General features: G+C 46.9%; 14 protein-coding genes. 6 read left to right on the forward strand and 8 right to left on the reverse strand.

The annotated features are described in order from the left end of the window. Positions 1–254: 254 nt before the first annotated feature. Positions 255–3,554 (reverse strand): DNA translocase FtsK, encoded by a 3,300-nt coding sequence (locus BBC0122_RS13230; RefSeq protein WP_225868116.1) that lies wholly within the window; start codon positions 3,552–3,554, stop codon positions 255–257. Positions 3,555–3,714: 160 nt separating this feature from the next. Further along, a complete protein-coding gene (gene putA / locus BBC0122_RS11145; protein ID WP_077993841.1) occupies positions 3,715–7,383 on the reverse strand; it encodes a trifunctional transcriptional regulator/proline dehydrogenase/L-glutamate gamma-semialdehyde dehydrogenase in 3,669 nt (1,222 codons plus the stop codon). 196 nt (positions 7,384–7,579) lie between these two features. Between putA and BBC0122_RS11150 the strand changes: the two genes are divergently transcribed. Beyond that, positions 7,580–8,029: an Lrp/AsnC family transcriptional regulator gene (locus BBC0122_RS11150; protein ID WP_210188154.1), complete on the forward strand. Its 450-nt coding sequence runs from the start codon at positions 7,580–7,582 to the stop codon at positions 8,027–8,029. A gap of 135 nt (positions 8,030–8,164) precedes the next feature. Here the strand turns inward: BBC0122_RS11150 and proP are convergent, their stop codons facing one another. Continuing rightward, complete coding sequence (gene proP, locus BBC0122_RS11155; RefSeq protein ID WP_077993844.1) at positions 8,165–9,655, reverse strand: glycine betaine/L-proline transporter ProP; 1,491 nt, start codon at positions 9,653–9,655, stop codon at positions 8,165–8,167. 494 nt (positions 9,656–10,149) lie between these two features. Between proP and BBC0122_RS11160 the strand changes: the two genes are divergently transcribed. The 4 genes from BBC0122_RS11160 to rpoH all read left to right on the forward strand — a co-directional run bounded on the left by BBC0122_RS11160 (position 10,150) and on the right by rpoH (position 14,704). After that, a complete protein-coding gene (locus BBC0122_RS11160) occupies positions 10,150–10,764 on the forward strand; it encodes a hypothetical protein (protein ID WP_149866698.1) in 615 nt (204 codons plus the stop codon). 328 nt (positions 10,765–11,092) lie between these two features. Next, positions 11,093–12,523: an aldehyde dehydrogenase family protein gene (locus BBC0122_RS11165; protein WP_077993846.1), complete on the forward strand. Its 1,431-nt coding sequence runs from the start codon at positions 11,093–11,095 to the stop codon at positions 12,521–12,523. 86 nt (positions 12,524–12,609) lie between these two features. Beyond that, positions 12,610–13,608 carry an RluA family pseudouridine synthase gene (locus BBC0122_RS11170; protein ID WP_077993847.1) on the forward strand — a complete coding sequence of 333 codons (999 nt, stop codon included), beginning with the start codon at positions 12,610–12,612 and terminating at the stop codon, positions 13,606–13,608. Positions 13,609–13,774: 166 nt separating this feature from the next. Then, entirely contained in the window at positions 13,775–14,704 is a 930-nt protein-coding gene (rpoH, locus tag BBC0122_RS11175; RefSeq protein ID WP_077993848.1) for an RNA polymerase sigma factor RpoH, read from the forward strand. 349 nt (positions 14,705–15,053) lie between these two features. Here rpoH and BBC0122_RS11180 read toward each other — a convergent pair whose 3' ends face one another. Beyond that, positions 15,054–17,021 carry a hypothetical protein gene (locus BBC0122_RS11180; protein WP_077993849.1) on the reverse strand — a complete coding sequence of 656 codons (1,968 nt, stop codon included), beginning with the start codon at positions 17,019–17,021 and terminating at the stop codon, positions 15,054–15,056. A gap of 194 nt (positions 17,022–17,215) precedes the next feature. Beyond that, a complete protein-coding gene (locus BBC0122_RS11185; protein ID WP_077993850.1) occupies positions 17,216–18,508 on the reverse strand; it encodes an adenylosuccinate synthase in 1,293 nt (430 codons plus the stop codon). 2,006 nt (positions 18,509–20,514) lie between these two features. Here BBC0122_RS11185 and glpT point away from each other — a divergent pair. Beyond that, a complete protein-coding gene (glpT, locus tag BBC0122_RS11190; protein WP_077993851.1) occupies positions 20,515–21,858 on the forward strand; it encodes a glycerol-3-phosphate transporter in 1,344 nt (447 codons plus the stop codon). A gap of 930 nt (positions 21,859–22,788) precedes the next feature. Here the strand turns inward: glpT and BBC0122_RS11200 are convergent. The 3 genes from BBC0122_RS11200 to BBC0122_RS11210 all read right to left on the reverse strand — a co-directional run bounded on the left by BBC0122_RS11200 (position 22,789) and on the right by BBC0122_RS11210 (position 26,182). Further along, positions 22,789–23,313, reverse strand: a complete 525-nt coding sequence (locus tag BBC0122_RS11200; RefSeq protein ID WP_077993854.1) for a GNAT family N-acetyltransferase — start codon at positions 23,311–23,313, stop codon at positions 22,789–22,791. 25 nt (positions 23,314–23,338) lie between these two features. Continuing rightward, positions 23,339–24,943, reverse strand: coding sequence for a phosphoglycerate dehydrogenase (gene serA / locus BBC0122_RS11205; protein WP_077993856.1), 1,605 nt, complete (start codon positions 24,941–24,943; stop codon positions 23,339–23,341). A 75-nt stretch (positions 24,944–25,018) separates the two neighbouring features. Next, a complete protein-coding gene (locus BBC0122_RS11210; protein WP_077993858.1) occupies positions 25,019–26,182 on the reverse strand; it encodes a phosphoserine transaminase in 1,164 nt (387 codons plus the stop codon). Between the last annotated feature and the right edge of the window lie 29 nt (positions 26,183–26,211).

The following is a 26,211-nucleotide window of genomic DNA, read 5'->3' on the forward strand; positions in this document are numbered from 1 at the left end:
AGGAAAGAGCCGAGAGTTTCAAAAGGAATCAGGAAATATCGTTATCAGCGTTTATAAATTTTTGCCTCGCTCTTCGGCTATCGTTCAAACATATGCCGAATTCCGTCGTTTTTTTGGGAGATTATCAATCACCCCTAATATTTAAAACGGTGCTATCCATTTTTTAAAAATAACGGGATTTGATCTCTAAAAAGCAAAAAGGTGCAGACATCACTGTCTACACCTTCTCGCGAATTATTCCGGCCACTGAATTATCAAAATTCATGACCATGGTTTAGTAGAATTTCACGTTTTCCCACATGGTTGGCGGGACCAACAATGCCTTCAGCCTCCATGCGTTCAACCAATGTCGCGGCCTTGTTGTAACCGATACCCAAACGGCGCTGGATGTAGGATGTTGAACATTTCTTGTCGCGCATGACAACTTTGACCGCTTGCAAATAGAGTTCTTCGACATTTTCTCCCGCACTGCCTGCGGCCACAATATCGGCAATGGAATCAGCGTCCTCGATAGATTCTTCTTCATCTTCGCCATCCGTCACCGTTGCAAGATAATCGGGTGTGCCTTGTGTCTTTAAATGTGCCACAACGTGTTCGACTTCTTCATCCGAAACAAAGGGGCCGTGAACACGAACAATCCGGCCACCGCCTACCATGTGGAGCATATCGCCCTGCCCCAGCAATGTTTCTGCACCTTGTTCGCCAAGAATCGTGCGGCTATCAATCTTGGAGGTAACCTGAAATGAAATGCGGGTCGGGAAATTCGCCTTGATTGTGCCGGTAATAACATCAACCGAGGGGCGTTGCGTTGCCATGATAAGGTGAATTCCCGCAGCACGTGCCATTTGTGCCAAACGCTGGATTGCACTTTCGATTTCTTTACCGGCAACCATCATCAGGTCGGCCATTTCATCAACAATAATGACGATATAGGGAAGGCGCGAAAGATCCATTGCCTCTTCATGATAAAGCATTTCGCCGGTTTCCTTGTCGAATCCGGACTGGACACGACAGGTAATGGTTTCGCCTTTTTCGGCAGCCGCACTGACTCGCTGGTTGAAGCCGTCAATATTGCGCACACCGAGTTTTGCCATTTTGCGATAGCGGTCTTCCATTTCGCGCACCGCCCATTTCAACGCCGTTACAGCCTTTTTAGGGTCGGTCACTACCGGAGTGAGAAGATGCGGTATGCCGTCATAGATAGACAGTTCAAGCATCTTCGGATCAACCATGATAAGGCGGCATTGCTCCGGTTTCAAACGATAAAGCAGAGACAAAATCATGGCGTTAATTGCCACCGATTTACCCGAACCCGTGGTACCGGCAACAAGCAGATGCGGCATTTTTGCAAGTTCTGCAATGACCGGTTCACCGCCGATATTTTTACCCAGAGCAAGCGGAAGCTTGTAATTGCTATCCTGAAATGTCTTGGACTGGATAATCTCGCGTAAATAAACGGTCTCGCGCACTTTATTCGGCAATTCTATGCCGATAACATTGCGCCCCGGAATAACCGCAACACGTGCGGAAATGGCCGACATTGAACGGGCAATATCATCAGAAAGACTGATAACGCGCGATGATTTGACACCGGCTGCCGGCTCGAATTCATACATGGTGACAACCGGCCCCGGACGGACATGGATGATCTCGCCTTTTATACCGAAATCTTCCAGCACGCTTTCAAGAAGTCCGGCGCTGCGTTCGAGTGTTTCCTGAGAAATCACCGCACCATCTTTATGTTCCGGCTCCTGCAAAAGGTCGATTGAAGGGAAAATATAAGAATCGTCGCTTTGGGATTTCGGGCTCGGAATAAAAGCCGGATTGAGCGTGCGGAATGGCGCAGAAATCGTCGCTTTTGTTGCCATTGGCGCAGTTGTTGCATTTTGCGCGGTCGTTGCGACTGGAGCTGTTGTTGCAATTTGCGCAACAGCTTGCGATTTTTCCTTTTGTTCGGGAGCCTTTTCTTCTCCGCTCTGCTGGGGCGTTACAGCCTGTGAAAGCGATTGACCGGAGGGAGCATCGGCGGTTTTTACCGGTTCAATGTCTTCAATAATTCCGGCAGATGGAGCAATTGGCTGTTGCTGCGCCGACGGGGAAGCGGTAGCCGGATTTTGCGGTGCTGCTTGGGATATAGTAACGCTAACAGGTTCACTCGTTTGCGCGTCACCGGCCGTATTTTGCAGATTCTTCTCGACACCTGCATTTTCAATAACCACTTGCCCCTGATTATTGAAGCTGGTGACAACAGAATTGTCAGGCAATGGTGTTACGACTTGTAGAACAGGCGTTTCAGTCAATCGGGGAGTGATTGCCGGACTGACACTCGACAAGGATACATTTTCCGTTACCGCTGTTTGATTGACGATAGATTGCGGTGCGGCATCAAAGATAACTGTATTTGTATTTTCTACACCGGCTCTCGCCGATGTTTCAGGCGCTTGAACTGCCGCATCATGTGCAACAGGAGTTGCAGCCCCTGATTCAGTACTTGTCGACTGAGTAACATCGGGTGTTGCCACCTGTTGTTCTATTGGTTGTTCCGCTTTTTCTGTTGGTTTTTCAGAAACACTTCCATGCTTTTTCGGGAAACGGCATTCCAGCACCCGATAAAGGTCGGCAATAGATTTTTCCTCAACTTTCAAGCCGCTTTTTTCTTCGCTTGCATTGCCCGTCATTAAAGTGGAAGCCACTGGCGGTAATTGGGAAGCAGACGACGTGAGCGCCCCGTCAAGTGACATTTTTTGTACAGTCACAACGGGCTTCTTTTCAACCGCAACAGGAGTTGTATCCATTATAGGCGGATTTACGTTCGTGCTTGTTTCCTGAGCGATGGTGTTTTCACTTTTAAGCGGCGTTTCAACTGCTCGAGGCTCGCTTTCATTTTGCGGCATGAACGTTGCCAGTTTTTCCAGAATATCCGGACCGCATTCAAAAAATGCCGAATCGGAAAGATAAAACGGTTTTATATCGGCAGGCGTATTGATTTCGGATGCCTGTTTTTCTACTTCGACCACCTTTTCTACTTCGGCCACCGCTTCTTGCGTAGAAGTTTCATTCCGGATTTGAGCGGCACCACTATTTTGAGGGCGGGTGTAAACAGATTTGACGCTATAATTCTGTTCGATATTTTTGCGTTGGACAGAAGCAATTACTTCGTCTTGCAAGGAGCGAACTTGAGTCTTTCCCTGCTCCAAGGGCGTGGTTCCGGCAAGTGTAACCGATTCTTTATTTTCTGAAAGCTCCTCTTTCAAGGCCACGTTTTCACGCTTTTGCCTTTGTTCAAGCTCGAAAGCCTTCAATTTTTCCGCAAAATCGGGATCATTTTCAACCCGTTTGCGCACAAGCTCGACTTCCGGTGTGCGTGTGAAACGTACATTCTGGCCGAGGGCAAAAGCCTTTTTCCATATGGTGGGATATTGCGTTTGTGATGGTGCGCCAGAAACCGCTTCATCTGGCTTTGTAGTGGCGCCAGAAGCGGGTTTGGCAACAGGATTTAAAGAGACCGGATTTGTTTTCAGATTACGCATGGCACTCAAACTGGATTGCGGCAATTTTTAAAGATTGCCTTTTAACGAAACTCATTTTTTCAACGTTAAAGTGCGAAAGTTAATAACCTTTTTCCAAAGTCGCTTTATCAACAAAAAAACCACCGGAACGGATATTCCGGTGGTGATGACTATATCTGCAATCAGCAATAATCATTGCCGGTCTTCAGCCGATTGTCATCAGGCTTGCATTGCCCCCTGCTGCGGCTGTGTTCACCGAAGTCGAAACTTCTTCAATAAGATAACCTAGATTATAGGGGAGTTCACCTGATGCAAGCTCCTCGCTTGTTGCTGCTTGTGTGAGAATTATAGGACCTGAAAGGGCTGCTATAATTTTCTGTTTCTCTATAATGCTATTTTCATCGCCTTCAATGAGCGCACCCGCATAAGGCCCGTCGGCATTCAAATTTTCTGACCATTTGACATTCGGTAAAAGCTGCTTTGGCAAATCCGAAAGCGATTGTTGCAATTTGCAAGCCGCGTCAATCACGGCAATATTGCCGGTTGCAAATGTCGCTGCAAGCTGCCGGTAAAGCCCGCTTTTTGTTTGCGGAAACAAGAGAATTTTTCCGCGGCTATGAAGGGAATAGACATTGCTTTCCCCAACCGGCCCCGGCAAATTGATGGCGACGCCAAGCGGTGACTTCCCGTTTAATGATTTTGCAAAAGCTGCATCGGATGAGTCTCCGTTTTTTTGAAGCCAATCGGCAAAACTGTCGATGAGTTCATTTTTGCTTTGCCCAACAGAAAATTGCGGGTCGGGAGCCTGTTTGACGAGGCGGCCGATATATAAAGGCCCACCGGCTTTGGGGCCGGTTCCGGATAATCCCCTTCCGCCGAATGGTTGCGAGCCGACCACCGCGCCGATGATATTGCGGTTGATATAAATATTGCCCACTTGAATATGGCTTGAAACATAATCGACAAAATCATCCAGTCTTGTATGAAGCCCGAATGTCAGACCATATCCGGTTGCATTGATTTCGTTGATGAGCTTTTCAATATCTTTGCGTTTATAACGCACAACATGCAAGACCGGCCCGAAAACTTCACGCTTCAATTCACCAATCGAATCGATCTCGATAAGAGTGGGGCTTACATATGTTCCCTCTTTTGCAATATCGGGAAGGGAAACTTGGGTCACTTTATGGCCCATAGCGCGCATTGTTTCGATATGCGTTTCGATATTATCCCTGGCTTCTGCGGTAATCACCGCGCCAATATCGGTACCGATAAAATCGGTGCGTCCGATACGCAATTCCTGCATTGCGCCTTTAAGCATGTCCAGAATGCGGTCGGCCACATCTTCCTGTAAACACAAAACCCGCAAAGCCGAACAACGTTGGCCTGCACTGTCAAAAGCCGAGGCGATAACATCTCCCACAACCTGTTCGGCAAGAGCTGACGAATCGACAATCATGGCATTCTGCCCGCCGGTTTCGGCAATAAACGGAATGGGTTTTTTATCCTTATTAAGGCGGGTTGAAAGCTCTTTCTGGATGAGACGTGCAACTTCGGTCGAGCCGGTAAACATAACACCTGAAGTCGCTTTCTCGCCAATCAGTGCCGCACCGATTTTTCCATCTCCCGGACAAAATTGTAAAACGTCCTTCGGGATTCCCGCTTTATGCAATATGCGCACACCTTCAGCAGCAATAAGCGGTGTTTCTTCGGCCGGCTTTGCCAGAACGGTATTGCCCGCCGCCAATGCAGCCGATAATTGACCGATAAATATCGACAACGGGAAATTCCACGGGCTGATACAAACTATCGGCCCCAAAGGTTGTTCATTGCCTTTAAAAGTTGCGCGCAACTGTCCGGCATAAAAGCGCAAGAAATCAATTGCTTCTCTCACTTCGGCAATAGAGTTCGGAATAGATTTTCCGGCTTCTCTTGCCGCAAGTGCCAGAAGTGAAGGCATACGTGCCTGCATAAGATCGGCTGCTTTTTCAAGAATTTCGGCGCGCGATTGATGGGAAGTCTTCGCCCATGATGAAAACGCTTTTTCAGCATGAGAAACCATCTTTCTGGCTTCACTTTCATCAATCTCGATAACCTCGCCCACTTTGTCGCGATGGTCTCCGGGATTAACGATTGGGCGTGATTTTGCGCCCTTTTCGACATTCGCCGGTGCTGCTTGCCAGCTTAATGCCGAACTTTTCTCAAATTCTTTCGAGAGTTCTGCAAGCACTGTTTCGTTCGATAAATCATAGCCGTCGGAATTGCGGCGGTCTTTCCCGAAAAGATCGGCAGGTGAAGCAATCTTGTCATGCTGGGCACCGGGAACAGGCATATTACGCACCACATCCACCGGATCCACAACAAGTTCATCAACCGAGATAGACTTGTCGGTAATGCGATTGACAAAAGAAGAATTGGCACCATTTTCCAACAACCGCCGCACCAGATAAGCAAGCAAAGTTTCATGTGTTCCGACCGGTGCATAAAGGCGCGCGGGACGCTGCATTTTATCTTTGCCTACGACCTCGTCATAAAGCGGTTCCCCCATGCCGTGGAGACACTGGAACTCGAATTGTTCGACAGTGTATTTATCAGGCCCCGCCAAATGATAGATCGTTGCCATGGTTTGCGCATTATGCGTTGCAAATTGCGGGAAAACAGCATCGGGAGCGGAAAGAAGTTTTCGGGCATTGGCAACATAGGAAACATCTGTATAAACTTTACGGGTATAGACGGGAAAACTTTCAAGCCCGTCAACCTGCGCGCGTTTGATTTCAGCATCCCAATAGGCACCTTTGACAAGGCGCACCATCAACCGATGGTGACTGCGGCGGGCAAGATCAATGAGATAATCGAGTACAAACGGGCAGCGACGGCCGTAAGCTTGCACAACAAAGCCGATACCGTTCCACCCGTCAAGATCAGGATCGAAACAAAGGCTATCCATAATATCGAGTGAAAGTTCGAGCCGGTCGGCTTCCTCGGCATCTATATTGAGGCCGATATTGTAATTTTTACACAGCAAAGCCAATTGTTTGACGCGCGGCATGAGTTCGCCCATGACGCGGTCGGCTTGCGAGCGGAAATAACGGGGATGAAGTGCCGACAATTTAATGGAAATACCCGGCCCCTCATAGACGCCGCGCCCGTTCGAGGCTTTGCCGATAGCGTGGATAGCCGTTTCATAATCGCGATAATAGCGATCGGCATCGTCAGCCGTTGTGGCGGCCTCTCCCAACATGTCATAAGAATAACGAAACCCGCGTGCTTCCAGCGGTTTCGAGCGCTCCAGCGCTTCGTCAATGGTTTCGCCGCGCACAAATTGTTCGCCCATCATGCGCATGGCCATATCCATTCCTTTGCGGATAACCGGCTCGCCGCAACGCGCGATAAGCCCTGTCAAAGAGGAAGACAGTTCCCCTTCCCTGACACTCGATGATAATTTGCCGGTAACCACAAGTCCCCAGGTTGCAGCATTGACAAAAAGCGATTTTCCACCACCCAAATGCGCTTTCCAGTCACCGCCTGCCACCTTGTCGCGAATGAGAGCATCACGGGTTGCTTTGTCGGGAATGCGCAACAGCGCTTCTGCCAGACACATAAGCGCCACACCTTCCTGCGACGACAAGGAATATTCGTGAACCAGACCTTCAACGCCATTGCCCTTATATTTTGCCCGCATTGTTTCGATAAGATGACGGGCTGTGGCAGCAATGTCTTTTTTGGTTTTTTCGTCAATTGTTGCTGCTTCGAGAAGCGGTTTCAGACATTCGGTTTCCGGACGGCGATAGGCTGCGGTGATTTTCTTGCGAAGTTCGCTCTGCTTGGAGACGGGAGGCGCAAATTCGGCAAAAAGTTTTTGTGTTCTGGTCATTATTTCATTCCACTCTGGATAAGATTTCTAGAACTTGAAAAAGATTGGGGGATATGCATTTAAAGCTTGTTATGCCGCGATCATAGCACCGGCTATAGTTTACTTCTTGCATAAAAAACGGTATTTTTTAGCGTTTTTTCTTATTTTATAGCTATCTATTGGGGTTTTTTACATTAATGGAAGAAAAAATAGTGAAATTGACCGCATTGATAATCGTATTATTGATGCGCTTGTTGAAAACGGCCGTATATCTATTACCGAACTTTCCGAGAAAGTCGGCCTATCCAAAACGCCTTGCCAATTGCGTTTGAAAAGGCTTGTCAATGAAGGCTATATCACCGGCTTTCGTGCCGTTCTTAACCCTGCAAAAATGGGACTTGAACATATTGCTTTTGCGGAAGTGAAACTTTCCGACACAAGAGAAGAAGCTTTGCGGGCTTTCAACGCCGCCGTTAAAAAAATACGGGAAGTGGAAGAATGTCACATGATTGCAAGCTCGTTCGACTATCTTTTGAAAGTGCGAACCAGCGACATCAAGCGTTACCGTATTGTTCTTGGCGAAAAAATTTCGACCTTGCCCTATGTGGCAAGTACATCCACCTTCGTCGTTATGGAAAATGTGGTTGATGCCGGTTTCAGACGCTGAATGATAAGCCGGAAACCTCCGGCACCTGCCCTGTATCTATCAGGTCGGCCAACGGGCTTTGAGGGCAAAAAGCCGGTTGGTCGTCAACAAGCCGCAACAAACACATTTTTCAATCACAACAAACACATTTTTCAATCAATTGAGTTTCGGGTGTTGATCGACAAGATTTTGTCTCTGTTCCTCAAGGTCGGAGATTTTGTTTTCAATCTCGTTGACCTGATCTTCGATATAATCGAAATGTTCCTGCAAAACTTCTTTTGCTTCGGTTTTGGATGAAGCAACCGGCGTTGCGTCTTTTAACGGGCGATTGGCCGTTTCGGGCATTTTGACTGCTGCAATAAAGCCGAAAACCGCAACCACCATAAGATAATAGGCCGGCATATAAAGAGATTGTAAAGTTTCAACAAGCCAGGCTGCAATGGGAGGCGTAAGACCGGCAATCAACACCGCAATATTAAAGCAGATTGCAAGCGTTCTGAAGCGTACATCTGTCGGGAAAAGTGCCGGAAGGATAGAAGCCATAACACCAATGAAACAGCAAAGAAGAACCGCAAGAATGGCAATTCCCCCTGCAATCATAAACACATTGTGATGCATAACCATATAAAAAGCGGGAATTGCAAGAAAGAATTGACCGACAGAACCTATAAACAGAAACGGTTTGCGACCGATTTTATCGCTTAAAAAACCGACAAGCGGTTGCACCAGAAGCATGAAAGCCATAACAACAATGATAATAAGAACACCATGGTCATAGCTGTAACCGAGATTGACGGATAAAAAGTTCGGCATATAGGTGAGCAACATATAATAGGTCGAGTTCACCGCAACCACCAAAAGACAACTGATAACAATGCCGTTGAGGTTTTCCTTGATGATCGTACCGACAGATGTTGTCTCGACTTTTTCCTGTTCTTCTGCCTCGATCGAATTGTTATTTTGGGCTTCATAAGTGGGCGATTCATCCAATGATTTTCTCAAAAAAAGGCCGATTAACCCCAGCGGCAGTGAAATGAAGAAGGGGATACGCCAACCCCAATCGCCCATTGCATCCTGCCCGATCACAAGAGAAATCGTCGACACCACCAGAGCCCCGACGAGAAAACCGGCAATGGAACCGAAATCGAGCCAGCTTGCCATAAAGCCGCGTTTTCTATCCGGTGAATATTCGCTGACAAAAACCACCGCACCGGCATATTCGCCACCAACGGAAAGCCCCTGTATGATTTTAGCGAGAAGCAGCAAAAGCGGGGCAAATACCCCGATTGTCGCGTAAGAGGGAATGAGGCCGATGGCAAATGTGCTTGCCGACATCAAAATGATTGTAAAAGAGAGAATGTTTTTGCGACCGTATTTATCGCCAAGATAACCGAAAATGGCGCCGCCCATCGGCCGGAACAGAAAAGGAATGGAAAAGGTTGCAAGCGAGGCAATCAATTGAACCGATTGGGGAGCGGAAGCAAAAAACGTGTGTCCGATAATGACTGCCAGAAAACCGTAGACACTAAAATCGAACCATTCAATGGCATTTCCGAGACCTGCTGCACAGATAACTTTTCGCAGTTCCTTGTTTCCGACAATGGGAATATCTTTGACAGTGAGTGGTTGTAGTGTCGTTTCTGACATATGTTCTTCCTTCTTCCTGATATGTCTTTTTTAAAGCCCGCATTTTTTCTGCGCGCAAAACATATCTCTTCATCAATAAGCGTGCGAATGACGCGCAAATGAAGACCGTTGCATTACCAAATCTCACGATGTTGAGGTTTGCCCTTTTCCCGAATAAAAACAAACAGATTCGCTTCAATCAAATCTTCCGTCAAACAAAACTGAAAATTTGATAAAGGGCTAAAGACGATTGGATAATTGCCCACAACAACGATAAAGTTTATCGTAAAAATTAGGGTCGGATCAATAACCGTCAACCAAAATCACATATATGAGGGGTATAGTATAATAACATAAATTAAAAATAACAACCCGACCGCTTAAGAAGGAACTTTTGATGTGGATATATCCTTTCAACTGTGAGATGTGGAAAAGCATATTCCGTCTGTTATCATCTTATAATTAAGAATTCTGCTTTATAATTCGGCCCGAATGAAATTGACGATGACCAAGCCATGGAAGAACTGATCTATATATTGCCATTTGACCTGCACGGTATCGAGATCGTCGTTACGATACTCATAATCGCGTTGGTATTGTTCTCTATCGTCATGAGGCTCCTGAAAGTACCACAGAAACTCATGGTGATTGCCACCGGTGCTCTTGCAATGAGTGCCTATATGGCTTTCCAGACCGAAGGGCCAAGCCCGATCCAGCCATTAATCAACCTTGCCCAACGCCAAAAACAGCTTGATCGGCAATTCAAACACAGCGTGCTGAAGTTCGACGTTGTAACCTTGACCCATGTTAAAGTGCGCGCGCATTCGCTTACGCTGACTTTGAAAACGAACGAGCCTCTTGCCGAAGGTTCCACAAAAGACGATCTTGAGGCCTATGCCAACAGTTATCTCAATAAAAATCTCGGCCAATATTGCCGAATTCTCAAGGCCGAACAGGCGCTTCCCTACCGTAAAACCAATCAACGATATTTTGATTTGACGATCAATTCCTATTACGTCAAATTTATCGACGCAAACCGAACTGCAAATATGGAAATTCCCGTATCAAGTTGTGAGAACAGGACAATAACAAGCCCGACAACCGGAACAGGCCCGACAACCGGAAAATAGATCTTGCCAAAAACCGGAAATTGAAAATCCGGAAATTGCAGGCATGGATTTTATGAAACCGGATTTCAGGACGTTAAGGTTTAAACAAGCGCATTTTTTGGACTTGTCCGGTTTTGTGCTTGTCTGACACCGATAATTCTGAAAAATTGGGTTTCCTACAAACCGGCTTGATTTTTCAAAAACCGGAATTTTCAAAAAGCCGGTTTGTTCGCACATACCGGAATGGCATATTTTTAACATAAAAGTTTTGCCGACATCAGCGTCTTATCGCTTTGGATAGAGGTGAAACGGATATAAACGAGTTGGCGAGGACTTGAAGGGATAAACTATGTTGGATAAACGCAAATTCTATATAAATGGTGCATGGGTGGAACCGGTTGAAGCACGCGATTTGGAGGTCATTGATCCTTCAACCGAAGAAGTTTGTGCTGTCATCAGCAATGGCACCGAAAAGGATGCCGATCGGGCCGTCGAAGCAGCAAAAGCAGCCTTTGAAGGGTGGAAACACACCGACCCGCAAAAACGTTTGACTTTTGTCGAAAAGATATTGGCCATCTATAACCAGCGCAAAGGCGAGATGGCAAAGGCAATTTCGACCGAAATGGGTGCGCCTATCGATATGGCTATTGAACAGCAGGTCGGTGCAGGCGGTCGCCATATTGAAACATTTATCGACAGTTTTTTACATTTTTCATTCCAGTCCGAACTTGTCAAAGGTCATAAGGATAGTGCTTTACAATATGAGCCTATCGGCGTCGTCGGTCTCATTACGCCATGGAACTGGCCAATGAACCAGATTACTTTGAAGGTCATTCCGGCATTGCTTGCCGGTTGTACCATGGTTTTGAAACCGTCGGAAATTGCACCTCTTTCCGCTTTGCTTTTTGCCGACATCATCGATCAGGCAGGGGTTCCGAAGGGTGTGTTCAATCTTGTCAACGGCGATGGTGCGGGTGTCGGTACACGTCTTTCCGGCCATCCTGACATTGCAATGATAAGCTTTACCGGCTCTACCCGCGCAGGCAAGGCAATTTCCAAAAATGCCGCCGACACATTGAAACGTGTGGGGCTGGAGCTTGGGGGCAAGGGCGCCAATCTGGTTTTTGCCGATGCCCGTGAAAATGCTGTCAAATGGAGTGTTTTAAGGTGTTTCAATAATAGCGGCCAGAGCTGCAATGCACCGACCCGTATGTTTGTCGAGCGTTCGATTTATGAAAAAGCCAAAAAAACGGCGAAAGAAGTAGCAAATAATGTCAAACTTGCTGTGGCAAGCGAACACGGTAACCATCTGGGACCGGTTGTATCCAAAGCCCAGTTTGAAAAAATCCAGGGCCTTATCCAATCGGGTATCGACGAAGGTGCAACACTTCTTGCTGGCGGAACGGGTTTGCCCGAAGGCATCAATCACGGCTATTTTGTTCGCCCGACTGTTTTTGCCGATGTCACACCGAATATGAGAATTTTCCGCGAGGAAATTTTCGGGCCGGTTCTGTCGATGATTCCTTTTGACAGCGAAGAAGAAGCCATAGCGATGGCCAATGATACAGATTATGGCCTGACCAACTATGTCCAATCCGAAGACAAGGAAAGATGCCACCGCGTTGCCACAGCATTGCGTTCCGGCATGGTTGAAGTCAACGGTTTGACCTTGCCGAAGGGAAGCTATTTCGGCGGTGTCAAATATTCCGGCCATGCCCGCGAAGGTGGCATTTGGGGAATTACAGAATTTCTTGATACCAAAGCCATCTCGGAATGGTAAAATAAAGTGACTGTTTCCGGCAAGAAGGAGATGACTTTTTGCCGGAAATGCAAATTTACGACTTTCGCATATGAGCAGGATAAAATTTGATCAGACTGGTAAGTGATGACTCGGCCGAAGGCCAACGTGTCGACCAATGGCTGGCAAAAAAATGTCAGGAAATGTCGCGTTCGCGTCTTCAGGCACTCATTCGCGAAGGACAATTGAAAATTAATCGGATTCCGGTTCTGGAGCCGAAAACCAGATTGAAAAATGGCGATTCAATCGAGTTTTCTTTGCCGGAACCGGTGGCTGCGCGCCCACAAGGTGAAGCAATAGATCTTGATATTCTTTATGAGGATGACGATCTTATAGTTATCGACAAGCCTGTAGGCCTTGTTGTCCATCCCGGCAACGGGAACGAGACGGGAACAATGGTCAATGCTCTCATTCACCATTGCGGCTCTTCGCTTTCGGGTATTGGTGGCGTAAAACGCCCCGGAATTGTTCACCGGCTGGACAAGGATACGAGCGGGGTCATGGTGGTCGCCAAAAATGACCATGCCCATAATATGCTGAGCCGCCAATTTGCCGACCATGGCCGACAGGGTGCGCTTGAGCGGAGCTATCAGGCTGTCGTTTGGGGTGCTTTCGAGCGACAAACCGGCGTGGTTGACACCTATCTTGGACGTTCATCGCGCGATCGCACGAAAAGAGCTGTTGTCTCGCCAACACAGATGGATGCCCGCCATGCAATTACGCATTATCGGGTCATAGAAACATTCGGGGGCAACAATGAAAAAGAAGCGATTGCAAGTCTGATCGAATGCCGTTTGGAAACAGGCCGCACACACCAGATCCGTGTACATATGGCTCATATCGGCCACCCTTTGGTCGGCGATCAGGTTTATGGCGGTGCTTTCAAAACCAAAGCCAACATATTACCCGAAGAATTGAAAGCAATTGTCAGCACTTTCCCGCGACAGGCTCTTCATGCCGCGACACTTGCCTTTGAACATCCATCCAGCGGGAAAATCATGCGCTTTACGAGTGGCCTGCCAACTGATATGCTCGACCTTATCGGGGCATTTCGGAAATTTAGGTGAAACTATTCTGGCTTTGGCGGGTTTGTTTGATGGAACGTCAACCTGACATCTGCTTGTTTCTTAAAAAGGCCATATAGAAGGTGTAATATGCTTGTTACATCCTATTCTAAAAGGATATTTTTCGTTTTCGCCTATGACGGGAGAACGCGCTAAAGGAGGGTGCTTTATGGCCCAGACAAATTTACCATCAGTTGCCAACGGTGATGGGGGACTTGCCCGGTATCTGGAAGAGATACGCCGGTTTCCTATGCTGGAGCCGCAGGAAGAATATATGCTTGCAAAGCGCTATCGCGAGCATAACGACCCGAAGGCAGCACATAAACTTGTTACCAGTCATTTAAGACTCGTTGCGAAAATTGCAATGGGTTATCGTGGTTACGGGTTACCGATCGGCGAGGTTATTTCCGAGGGGAATGTCGGCCTGATGCAGGCTGTCAAACGTTTCGAGCCGGAACGCGGTTTCAGACTTGCCACTTATGCTATGTGGTGGATCAAGGCTTCCATTCAGGAATATGTTTTACGCTCGTGGAGCCTTGTTAAAATGGGCACCACCGCCAATCAGAAGCGGCTGTTTTTCAATTTAAGAAAAGTCAAAAGCAAAATTCAGGCTCTGGACGATGGAGACCTCAATCCTGAACAAGTGAAAGAAATTGCAACCCGCCTCAATGTCAGCGAGGATGATGTCATCTCGATGAACCGTCGTCTGTCGGGCGACACATCGTTGAATGCACCGATCCGTGCCAGCGAAGGTGAAAGCGGAGAATGGCAGGATTGGCTGGTTGATGATTCAAGAAGCCAGGAACAGCTATTGATCGAAGAGGACGAGCTTGAAAATCGCCGTGCCATGTTGGAAAAGGCTATGGATAGCCTGAACGATCGTGAAAAAAAGATTTTTAAAGCCCGCCGTCTGTCCGATGATCCTGTCACTCTGGAAGAGCTTTCGACCGAGTTCGGAATTAGCCGTGAGCGTGTTCGTCAAATTGAAGTGCGTGCTTTTGAAAAAGTGCAAAACGCAGTCAAAGCAGAAGCTATTGCCCAAAAACATGCGCTTTTACCGACCACACAAAAGAAAATTGCATCGGCAACTGCGAAGTAAAATGGCTTGAACAGCGTTTCAAGCTTTTTGATTTCGCTTTTAAAGCAATAAGAATAAAAACGGTAGAATTTCCTCTCGATCCGGCAAATCAAAAAGGCTCGCAAGAGCCTTTCTGTTTTTAATGTTCAGCCGTGACGGGAGTGAACCAATCATCGTGAAAGCAACAGCAAAAGATACTATTGCCATTCTTAAAGCTGTAACCGGAATTTTATCGCCCGCATCCGGTTATTGTCTTTTCTTTGCTTTCTACCAATTGCCGGAAGAGTGAACTGTAAGGTCAATTGTTTGCCGACAGGCCATGAAGAATTGAGCTGGATGTCGGGATTAAGAGGAAAACGAATAGAAGATATTATTCGGTATCCTCTTCCCCTCCATCGGTTGCCTCACCGTTATCCGGTGTCTTACCGCTATTTGTTCCTTCAATATTCAAATTCGATTGATTATCCTGCGACTGACTATCAGGATTACCTTCCCCATTATGACCGGTTTCGCTGTTTTCACCGGAATTGCCCTGTGGCGCAACTCCACCATTTCCGCCTTCCTCACCTCCCTGATTATCGGTATTTTTAGTGGTAGAATTCTGCTTCTGATCGTAGAGGGTAGGCTTGTTGTTCTGGTTCAACCAGCTATCGATAACCTGATTGAAAATAGTTTCACCATTTGGTCCTTTGGAAAAAGTCAATTCCGAAATACGGCTGTTTTTGTCGGTAATAACCAGCCGGATCCACCCCAATTGCTTCATAAGTTGCAAGTTGCGATCCCTGAACGGATTGGCACCACTTAATGCAAAGAGGAAGAAATCATCGTCGATCTTCGCCTCGACTGTTCCAGTCAACTGTTGTCCGGGAGCCTGTTCGCTATCCTTGAATGTCAATTCATGAACATTGTCGATTGCCTTGCCTTCAAAATCATCGGGGACAATAAAAATAGCTTCAATAAGATAGGCAGCAGGTAATGACGGATCCGTATTGCGCCGGATCGTCAACCTTAAAGATAATTTCTCGTCGGGAATTGTAACATTGCCGCGCACCGCAAGTTCTTCCGGATTTTGCGCATTGGCTTTGTCCTTGACCAAAGACCATTGAACTGTACCTGTCTCGACTTTTTCGTCCTTCTGATAGGTGCGCGCCTGATAGAATGTTGCCTCTCCGGCTTGTTCCTGCTGGTTTGCGGTTCCGGTTGTGCCAGCCGATGTTGACGTGCCTTCGCCCGGTTTGGCTGCCGCTTTCGCAGGGCCTTCATCAACTTCGCTGCCATCCTCCAGCAATCGCTGTGTGAATTTTTCTTTGGGTTGTTCGCTCACACTGTTTCCGGCAACATGTTTTTCCGCTTCATGTGATTTGTCTTTGCCTGAAAGGAAACTCCAGGCTGTCAAAAGAACACCGGCCACCACAATAATGACTGCTGCACTTGACAGACCGATCACAATCGCCCGCTTTCGCGCAGCACGACGTTCCGTACGGCGGGCAGCTTGCACAAAAATATCCGAAACAATATCATAATCGCCATTTTGTTGATTATTGCCCAAGGCTTTCGCCGATTGTTGTTCTTTTTCGGCTTGTTCTTCCAAAGCCTCTTTTTCAGCCGCAATAATGGCTTCCATGTTGACCGGTTCGGCATCCGGCACTGTTTTATAGGCGCGATAATTGTCGGGTTGTTGTGCTGCCACAGTGGAAGCGTCTTCCGACCTGCTGTACGCTTCTTCCTGTTTACCCGACCCTGACGACGGGATTTCACTATTTCGGGAAACGGCTTCGCCGGAAGCAACGGGTGTTTCCCTATGGCTCACATGTTCTTTATTTTCATTTCTGCTTCCATGATGGACTTCTCCTCGTGAAGCATAAAACCGGTTATCAGCCCCCCCGACCGGAATTTCTCTTTCATGATTTGTTAGAGAAGCGGCAGACTGTTCTTCCCGTTCCGAACGTTCAGGAACCTGCCCATGGACATCATTGCCCGCATTTTCATGCGAAAACGGAAACGGGTGTGCTGACGTTATATTTTTTTCGATTTCCGGATTGTTTATTGCCGATTTTGCAAAATCGGTATCAGGTGCCGGCGAATGTTCATCCGGTTTCCTTACCATGATGGTAGAAAGCAATTCCTGTTCAACCGCGACATAGTCGGCTTCAACACTTTTGATAGCATAATCAAGTGCTTTCATTTGTGCTTCAGCAACGTTTTGAGGAACATTGGTCTCGGCAAGTTTCCGCTCGACCGTTTCACGTGCGCGGGCATAAACCCGCGCCCGCAACTGTGGTGTGGGATTTTCCTGAGCGTCGATCGTCTTTTTCAATAAACCTGCGAAATTCGCCATCGGTTTTTTGCTTTCTCATATTTACAACAACCGGCAACCGATTAATCGGTCGGTTGCTACCGATTGTTGACCAATATTGTTCTTAAACAACTCTATCCGGTAAGCTTATATTTTGAGACTAAATAAATATAGCCTTATAAAACAATCGTCAATTTCTGACATCTTCGCATAATGTCAAGAAAAATAACGTCATTTTACCTGTCTTCAAACGGATCCGTCACAAGAATTGTATCCAGACGTTCCGGACTCGTTGACAAAAGTGCTACCGGAGCACCGATCAATTCTTCAATATGACGAACATATTTTACGGCTTTTGCAGGCAATTCTGCCCAGCTTCTTGCGCCGGCAGTGGTTTCTTTCCAGCCTTCCATTGTCTCGTAAATAGGTTTCAGGCGGGTCTGTGCGCCCATGGAGGAAGGCATATAGTCGATTTTTTTGCCATCAAGCTCATAGCCGACGCACAATTTGATCTCGTCAAGCCCGTCAAGAACATCAAGCTTTGTCAAAGCAATGCCGTTAATGCCGCAAACAGCAATCATCTGGCGCAACAATACCGCATCAAACCATCCACAACGACGCTTGCGTCCGGTTACAACGCCATATTCATGTCCGTGTGTTCCGAGATATTCGCCTGCTTCATTTTTCTGTTCGGTCGGAAACGGGCCTTCACCAACGCGCGTGGTATAGGCCTTGGCAATTCCCAGAACATAGTTGATTGCCCCCGGCCCCATGCCCGATCCTGTCGCAGCCTGACCGGCAATCGTATTGGATGAAGTCACATATGGATATGTGCCGAAATCATTATCAAGAAGCGCGCCCTGGGCGCCTTCAAAAAGAATGCGCGAACCGGCGCGACGCTGTTCATCAAGCAACTTCCATGTGCGATCCATAAAGGGAAGAATGTCGGCGGCGACTTCCATCAGTTCGTCATAAAGTGTTTTCGGGTCGATTTCAGGTTTTCCCATGCCGCGGCGAAGCGGATTGTGGTGGGCAAGCAGACGTTCGATTTTTGCCATCAAAGTATCAGGTTCTGCAAGATCCATCACGCGAATGGACCGACGGCCGACCTTATCTTCATAAGCCGGACCGATGCCGCGTTTTGTCGTACCGATTTTGAGACTCGATGTGGCATCCTCACGCGCTGCATCAAGATCGCGATGAAGCGAAAGAATGAGCGGTGCATTTTCAGCAATACGCAAATTGTCAGGTGTAATTTTAATTCCCTGATCTCTGAGTTTTTTCAGCTCTTCAACAAAATGGTGCGGATCAACAACAACGCCATTGCCGATAATTGACAGTTTTCCACGAACAACGCCCGACGGGAAAAGTGACAACTTGTAACTTGTTCCATCTATAACCAATGTATGTCCGGCGTTGTGTCCGCCTTGATAGCGTACAACAACATCTGCACGCTCGGATAACCAGTCAACAATCTTGCCTTTTCCTTCGTCGCCCCATTGTGCGCCGACAACCACTACATTGGCCATAATTTTCTCCGTCCTATGTGAAGGTTCTTTTACCTTCCTTCAGAAATAAACGGTTTTCTTATACCGAACTCTATTGGCGAGTGCGACTCCTCTTTTGTGCTTTTACGCCAAAAAATTTTGTACTTTTATGCCGGAAAATTATGTCGGAGAATGAATTATTCCGGATAATCGCCCCATATTGATTTCACGTAAAAATCGGGTTTGCTAGAACCGCTTTTTAAGCCCATGATTTTTTATCAGAGAGAAAAACCGGAAACGCCGAAAAGATAACCCGATATCGTCCTCCTTATTTCCTCGATTTTCTCCCTCTATCCCCTCTTTTGTCCCTCTATCCGCGCCTTCGTCTCTCTATCTGCTTCCTCCTTTCTGCGTCTTTGTTCCTCTATCCGTGCCGTTATCTATCGCCATTATCTATCCGCGGCTGCTGTCTTGTCTCCGCCTCTCTGTCCCTCTTTCCGCCTCCTTGTCTATCTATCGCAGCCTAAATCCAGCTATCCGCGTCGGCATCTATCTGACGGCGACGGCTTTTCCTCCATCCACGCTTTTTGTCTATATATCCGGATAACCGCGTCTTTGTTCTTCTATCCGCGCTGTTATCAATCTATGTCTTTCTATCCTTGGCTGCTGTCTTGTCTCCGCTTCTTTGTCCCTCTTTCCGCCTCCTTGTCCATCTATCGCGGTCTAAATCCATCTATCCGTGTCGGCATCTATCTGACGGCGACGGCTTCTCCTCCATCTACGCTTTTTGTCTATATATCCGGATAACCGCGTCTTTGTTCTTCTAACCGCGCTGTTATCAATCTATATCTTTCTATCCCTGGCTGCATCCCTCCTTGTTCCACTATCCGCGCCGTTGTTTATCTATGTCTATCTATCGCAGTCTAACTCAAGCTATTTGCGTCTGCGTCTAACTGTTGACGCCCAACTCCATCCACCCACGGTTTCGTTTTTCCCTCTCCTTAACCTATCCTCACATTTTCATTCGGTCCGTTTTTCCGTTCCCGTTTCTGCTTTTCTTTTAAACCTCGCCGCTTCAACACCCGTAAACGCCCATCACGGAATTCCATTCGATTTTTTAAGAGCAAAAAACCGTCCATTCTTTCTTGCTTTATAACGTTGCATCTTCTGTTTCACCCGTAACACCACTTGTTCTGTATCGCCCTTTAACACCGCTCCTTCTGCATTACCCGATGATACCCGCCTCTTCGCGCCTGCTGGTAATAGTGGCCTTTTTAACCGTGGTGATATGAAACTTTCCATCTGATAAAGAAGACCGGCTATGAAGACCGTTTTATTCTTTCAATCTTTTTAAATCGATTTAAATTATAAATGACGTAACTTTAGTGATTCCCTGTACAATTGTTCCCTATTGGGACAATATTTTTCAAAACTGCGGTTTCACTGTTAAAAAATTTTTGAAAAGGGTATTTTTGCGCGCTTGCACAGGCTAAAAAACTGAACATTGTTCAACAATCGGTGATAATTGTAGGGCGACACAAAAACGTTTTATTATCCTATTGTTTTTAATGATTTTTTTGATTTATAAATTATTTAATCGGCAAAATACGAGGTCAAAAATAGTGCAGTCAAAAGCCAAAAAAGATGACAAAAACATTTGTTTATTTAATTTGTTTATTTAAAAAGAAATGAAAAAATTTAAATTATTTAAAAAAATTATTTTTTAAAAACAATTGGTTAGTCATCTATTGCCTTGGCATTCAATGTTGTTTGGTGTTTCTTTTTAAAAACGAATGCCGCCGGTTAACATTGTCTTTTTCGTCTTAACCATTTATTCGTATTTAATTGTGGATTGTTCAATATTGAAATTAATTGAACTCACAACGAAAACATAACGTGTTACTGTGCACAAATTGGATCATATTATCATTGGAATGTAACAGCTATGCGACGTTTTCTTGTCCTTGCGGTGGAAATTTCACCGATTTGCGCATGAAACGCCAAATTTTTTCAGGTTGCGTTCTGTCGATATCTATGGGAGGCAGTTCATGCTAAACATTTTTCAACACGCGCCTAACAAGCCGCGTGTACCCGAAGCGGAAATCGACCCGCTTTATCGTCGTCTGCGTTGGCAGATTTTCCTTGGGATATTCTTCGGTTACGCCGCCTATTATCTCGTACGTAAAAACTTTGCTCTGGCAATGCCTTCGCTGGTCGAGCAAGGCTTTACCCGTGGTGATTTGGGTTTTGCGCTATCGGCTGTTTCTATAGCTTACGGCATTTCAAAATTTATTATGGGGGCGGTATCCGACCGTTCCAACCCGCGTGTTTTTCTCCCTGTCGGTTTGATTCTCGCGTCTGTTGTCATGCTGATTATGGGCTTTGTCCCTTGGGCTACATCCAGCATTGCCGTCATGTTCGTGCTGTTGTTTATTTGCGGCTGGTTTCAGGGAATGGGTTGGCCTCCCTGCGGGCGCACAATGGTGCACTGGTGGTCACAAAAGGAACGCGGGAGCATCGTTTCCTTATGGAACTGTGCGCATAATGTCGGCGGTGGTCTTCCGCCAATTCTGTTCATGCTTGGTATGGCCTGGTTCAATGACTGGCACGCAGCCTTTTATATGCCGGCTTTTGCGGCCATTCTGGTGGCAATTTTCGCCTTTGCAATGATGCGCGATACACCGCAATCATGTGGTTTACCGCCAATTGAAGAATATAAAAACGACTATCCGGAAAACTATTCGGAAAAAAACGAAGTCGAGCTCACCACAAAGCAGATCTTCACCCAATATGTTTTGCCCAACAAGCTCCTCTGGTATATCGCTTTTGCAAATGTCTTTGTTTACCTCTTGCGTTATGGCGTTCTTGACTGGTCACCGACTTACCTGAAGGAAGTCAAGCATTTTGCCGTTGACCAGTCTTCCTGGGCGTATTTCTTCTATGAATATGCAGGTATTCCCGGCACACTTCTGTGCGGCTGGATGTCTGATAAGGTATTCAAGGGCAATCGTGGTGCAACCGGTGTTTTCTTCATGACATTGGTGACCATTGCCACTGTTATTTACTGGCTCAACCCCGAAGGACATCCCAATGTCGACATGATCTGCATGATCGTTATCGGCTTCCTGATTTACGGGCCGGTTATGCTGATCGGTCTTCACGCTCTCGAATTGGCGCCGAAGAAAGCTGCCGGTACGGCTGCCGGTTTCACCGGTCTTTTCGGTTATCTTGGCGGTTCGGTTGCTGCTAGCGCGATCGTCGGTTACACTGTCGATTATTTCGGCTGGAACGGTGGTTTCCTCCTCATGATCGGTGGTGGCGTTATCTCTGTATTGCTTCTTGCCATCGAAATGGTGGGAGAACGCAAACAACATGCCCATGCCGAAAAATAAGTCGTTATAGACTTTAAAAAATATACGCGCTGGATTTATTTTGATTCAGCGCGTTTTTTGTACCCTATCCTTATTTAGCGCGTTTTTTTACTCCATGAACGCTTCTTGATAGGAGCGTTTTATATGACCGTTTTCTGCACACCGTTGCTGCTTTTCATTTGTCTTCTGTGATATGTACAGAACATATCTATGTTGTGTGCAAAACCTGATTGTCATCAAGGCCTATTTATATTCTTGATTGATATGAATAACCGGACACACCGGCCTATAGCAGAGAGAATTAATCACCCCTTCAAACAATCAGGATGGCCGCCTTCTTCGTGTTATTTCAAGTTGCCAAATGGCGCGGGATTTCAACCGGTTATCAATTTACCAAACTGTCTCTAACGGCTTCGGGTCATTGGTTTTCTTACATGCGAAGTTCGGCGCATCGCATTATCGTTTTTAATGCAAATCTTGCGCCTTCAATATGTCGGCTTTTTGGGCGGTTCTCCCTGTCGTTCCACTTCGTCCTTCCCGACAATTTTTCTAAAGCACCGCGTTCATCAAGCGCACAAAAAGACCTGCGTGCTCTTTTGATAAAATAACCCGATTTCCCAACGAAGCTGATAATGGCGGGAGAAATGCAATTCATTGCAAAAATTCGTTGCATCAAAAGAATAACCATCCGGCATTTGGAATAGCAATACACAATAATGATGAAAGCCTTAACACTCTGAAGAGTGAATCGAGATTATCATCCCGAATATCGCAAAGCCGACGATTATACGGTTTCACAACGTTTGCATTTTGTTGAACAATCGCCGGAGTTTTCGTTTTGGCAAATTCCGTTTCATAGAAATAAGAGAGCGTAATTGTTAGATAGGTTGATTGCGCAAAGCCGATAGCCGCTCCTCAACATCGCCTGTCTTCCGGAAAGGAAATGCAAATTCAGAGATTACGTGTCATATAACTGGCGTCTTCGCTATAAGTCAGCAATTTTTGCTTCATTTCCTTTGACACATCAACCGTTTTAAACCCGTTCTTTTGCCAAAAGACTTGTGACCCATGAACAGCAACAAGGGAAAGTGTTTCGAGTTTTTCCCGCTCAGCGACAGCGACCAGAAGTTCAACCGCTTTTTTGCCATTTCCGCCGCCTTGCGCTTCGGGCAATAAAGCAAGATCGTGAATATAGAGCGTATCGCATTTTTCCGGAAGTTTATGAAGCAGACAATCAAGAGCAGGAATGGAATTGGTTTTAAAAGGATGGGCAAGGCAATAACCATAGATTGCACTTGTTCGGGAGACCGGGCTCAAGTCTGAAATGTTTCCGGAGGCAGGATTTTCGTCAGAAAGTACAAAGCATGAAGAAGGAGAAAGATTGAATTTTTCTTCAAGCACCGCATCCTCTTCCGGAAAATCCGGATGACAAATTAAAGCGATCCGGCAGACATCTGCCAGATCGCTTTCTTTCATTGGACGCCAATATTTCACGGTTCAATCAACCGTTTGCGACATCGAATTCCAGAGGTTGAGTGTGTTTGATACCCTTTATCTTGCGCAATTCATCAAGCACTTGATCGGGAATACGAGCATCAAGATAAAGAAGCGCAATCGCGTCACCACCCGGTTCATTACGTCCCAGAGCGAAGTTTGCGATATTCACGCCGGATTTCCCGCAAATTGTACCGATTGTACCGATAATTCCCGGCGTGTCGGTGTTGGTGATATAGAGCATATGCGGGCCGACCTCGGCATCAAGATTGATACCCTTGATCTGGATAAAGCGCGGCTTGCCGTCAACAAAGCAGGTTCCGGCAATGGAGCGTGTGCGCTTCGATGTTTTGACAGTCAGTTTGATATAGCCGTCGAAAATACCGGATTTATCGCGCTTGACCTCGGAAAGAATAATACCGCGTTCTTTAACGAGAACCGGTGCCGATACCATGTTGACATCGGCAAGTTGCGGGCGGATGAGACCGGCCAATGCGGCACTGATGAGCGCACGCGTATTCATGGTAGCGGTTGAACCGTCAAACAGAATCTCGACTTCCTTGATGTCTTCCTCGGTTGATTGGCCAACAAAAGCACCAAGAACTTCGGCAAGTTTGACAAACGGCTTCAAGCGCGGTGCTTCTTCTGCCGTAATTGAAGGCATATTGATTGCATTGCTGACAGCACCATTGATAAGATAATCCGACATTTGTTCGGCAACCTGAATAGCAACGTTTTCCTGTGCCTCGGTTGTCGACGCACCGAGGTGCGGCGTGCAAACGACATTATCAAGGCTGAAGAGAGGATCATCGGCTGCCGGTGGCTCGACTTCATAAACGTCAACCGCAGCACCTGCAATTTTGCCTGACTTCAAAGCGTCAACAAGGTCTTTTTCGACAACCAGCGCACCGCGTGCACAATTGATAAGTCTTACGCCTTTCTTCATCTTGGCGATCGTTTCGGCATTGATGATATGGCGTGTCTTATCGGTGAGCGGTGTGTGTAATGTGATAAAATCGGCGCGCTTCAAAAGATCATCCAGTTCGACCTTTTCGACTCCGAGTTCTTTGGCACGGGCATCCGAAAGGAACGGGTCATAGGCAATCACTTTCATCTTCAAGCCGACACCGCGGGTTGCAACAATCGAACCGATATTGCCACAGCCGATAATACCGAGAGTTTTGCCAGTGATTTCAACACCCATAAAGCGGCTTTTTTCCCATTTACCAGCCTTGGTCGATTTATCGGCGGCGGGCAATTCACGGGCAACAGCAAACATCAATGCAATGGCATGTTCTGCGGTTGTGATCGAATTGCCGAATGGCGTATTCATAACGATAATACCGCGCCGTGAAGCGGCCGGAATATCAACATTGTCAACGCCGATACCGGCACGACCGACAACTTTCAGATTTTTTGCAGCGGCAATAAGTTTTTCCGTTACTTTGGTTGCCGAACGGATAGCCAAACCATCATATTGGCCAATAACTTCGAGAAGCTTTTCTTTGTCTTTACCGAGTTCCGGTTTGTAATCGACCTCAACGCCGCGATCTTTGAAAATCTGGACAGCGGTCGGGGATAATTTATCAGATACGAGTACACGAGGTGCCATTATGGCCTCCAAAAATTTTGTAAAATGGGGGAATGAGCGGCCTTGAAACAAGCCGCTACAAGGGAAACTTAATTTTTAAAGAGCTGCTTGTTCAGCCTTGAAAGCCCAGTCGAGCCATTCCGTCAATGCCTGAAGATCGGCGGCCTCGATCGTGGCACCGGCCCAGATGCGTAAACCTGACGGTGCATCGCGATAGGCGCCTATGTCATGGGCAACACCGGCTTTTTCCAGACGGTTGACAATAGCCTTGGCAAATGCTGCCTGCTTGTCTGCATCAAGTTTAGCCACAGCCGGATCGACAATTTTGAAGCATACGGAAGTGTTCGAGCGGGTCGCCGGTTCTTTCGCCAGAAATTCGATCCACGGCGTTTTGGTAACGAACTTGTCAAGAACAGCAAAATTCTCGTCAGCCCGTTTCATCAAAGTTTTCAGACCGCCAATCGACTTTGCCCATTTCAATGCATCAAGGTAATCCTCGACACAAAGCATAGACGGCGTATTGATTGTTGCGCCCTCGAAAATACCTTCAATGAGTTTTCCACCTTTTGTCATGCGGAAAATTTTTGGCAACGGCCATGCGGGCGTATAGGTTTCAAGACGCTCTACCGCGCGTGGCCCAAGAATAAGCACACCGTGTGCACCCTCGCCACCCAGCACTTTTTGCCAGGAGAATGTTACAACATCAAGTTTCGAGAAATCGAGATTTTGTGCAAATGCAGCGGATGTTGCGTCGCAAATCGTAAGCCCTTTACGATCAGCCGGAATAAAATCGGCATTAGGAACGCGCACACCCGATGTTGTTCCATTCCATGTGAAAACAACATCACGATCAAAATCGACTTTGGTCAAATCCGGTAATTCACCGTAAGGCGCTTCCAACTTGCGCACATCGGTCAATTTCAATTGTTTGACAACATCTGTTACCCAGCCCGAACCGAAGCTTTCCCATGCCAGCATGTCAACGCCACGTGCACCAAGGAGTGACCACAGTGCCATTTCAACAGCACCGGTATCGGATGCGGGAACAATGCCGATACGATAATTTGCAGGAACTTCCAGCACTTCGCGGGTGAGGTTGATTGCCTCTGCCAGCTTGGCTTTACCAATTTTTGCACGATGTGAACGGCCAACCGGCGCATCAGCAAGCGCTTCAACCGTCCAACCGGGACGCTTTGCACAGGGACCAGAAGAGAAATTGGGATTGTTCGGGCGCACGCCCGGCTCGTTTAGATTTGTCATAATATTCTACCCTTTCAGATAGCTCGCCT

The organism is Ditibartonella choladocola (assembly GCF_002007565.1).
In the GTDB taxonomy this organism is placed as follows: Bacteria; Pseudomonadota; Alphaproteobacteria; order Rhizobiales; family Rhizobiaceae; genus Bartonella; species Bartonella choladocola.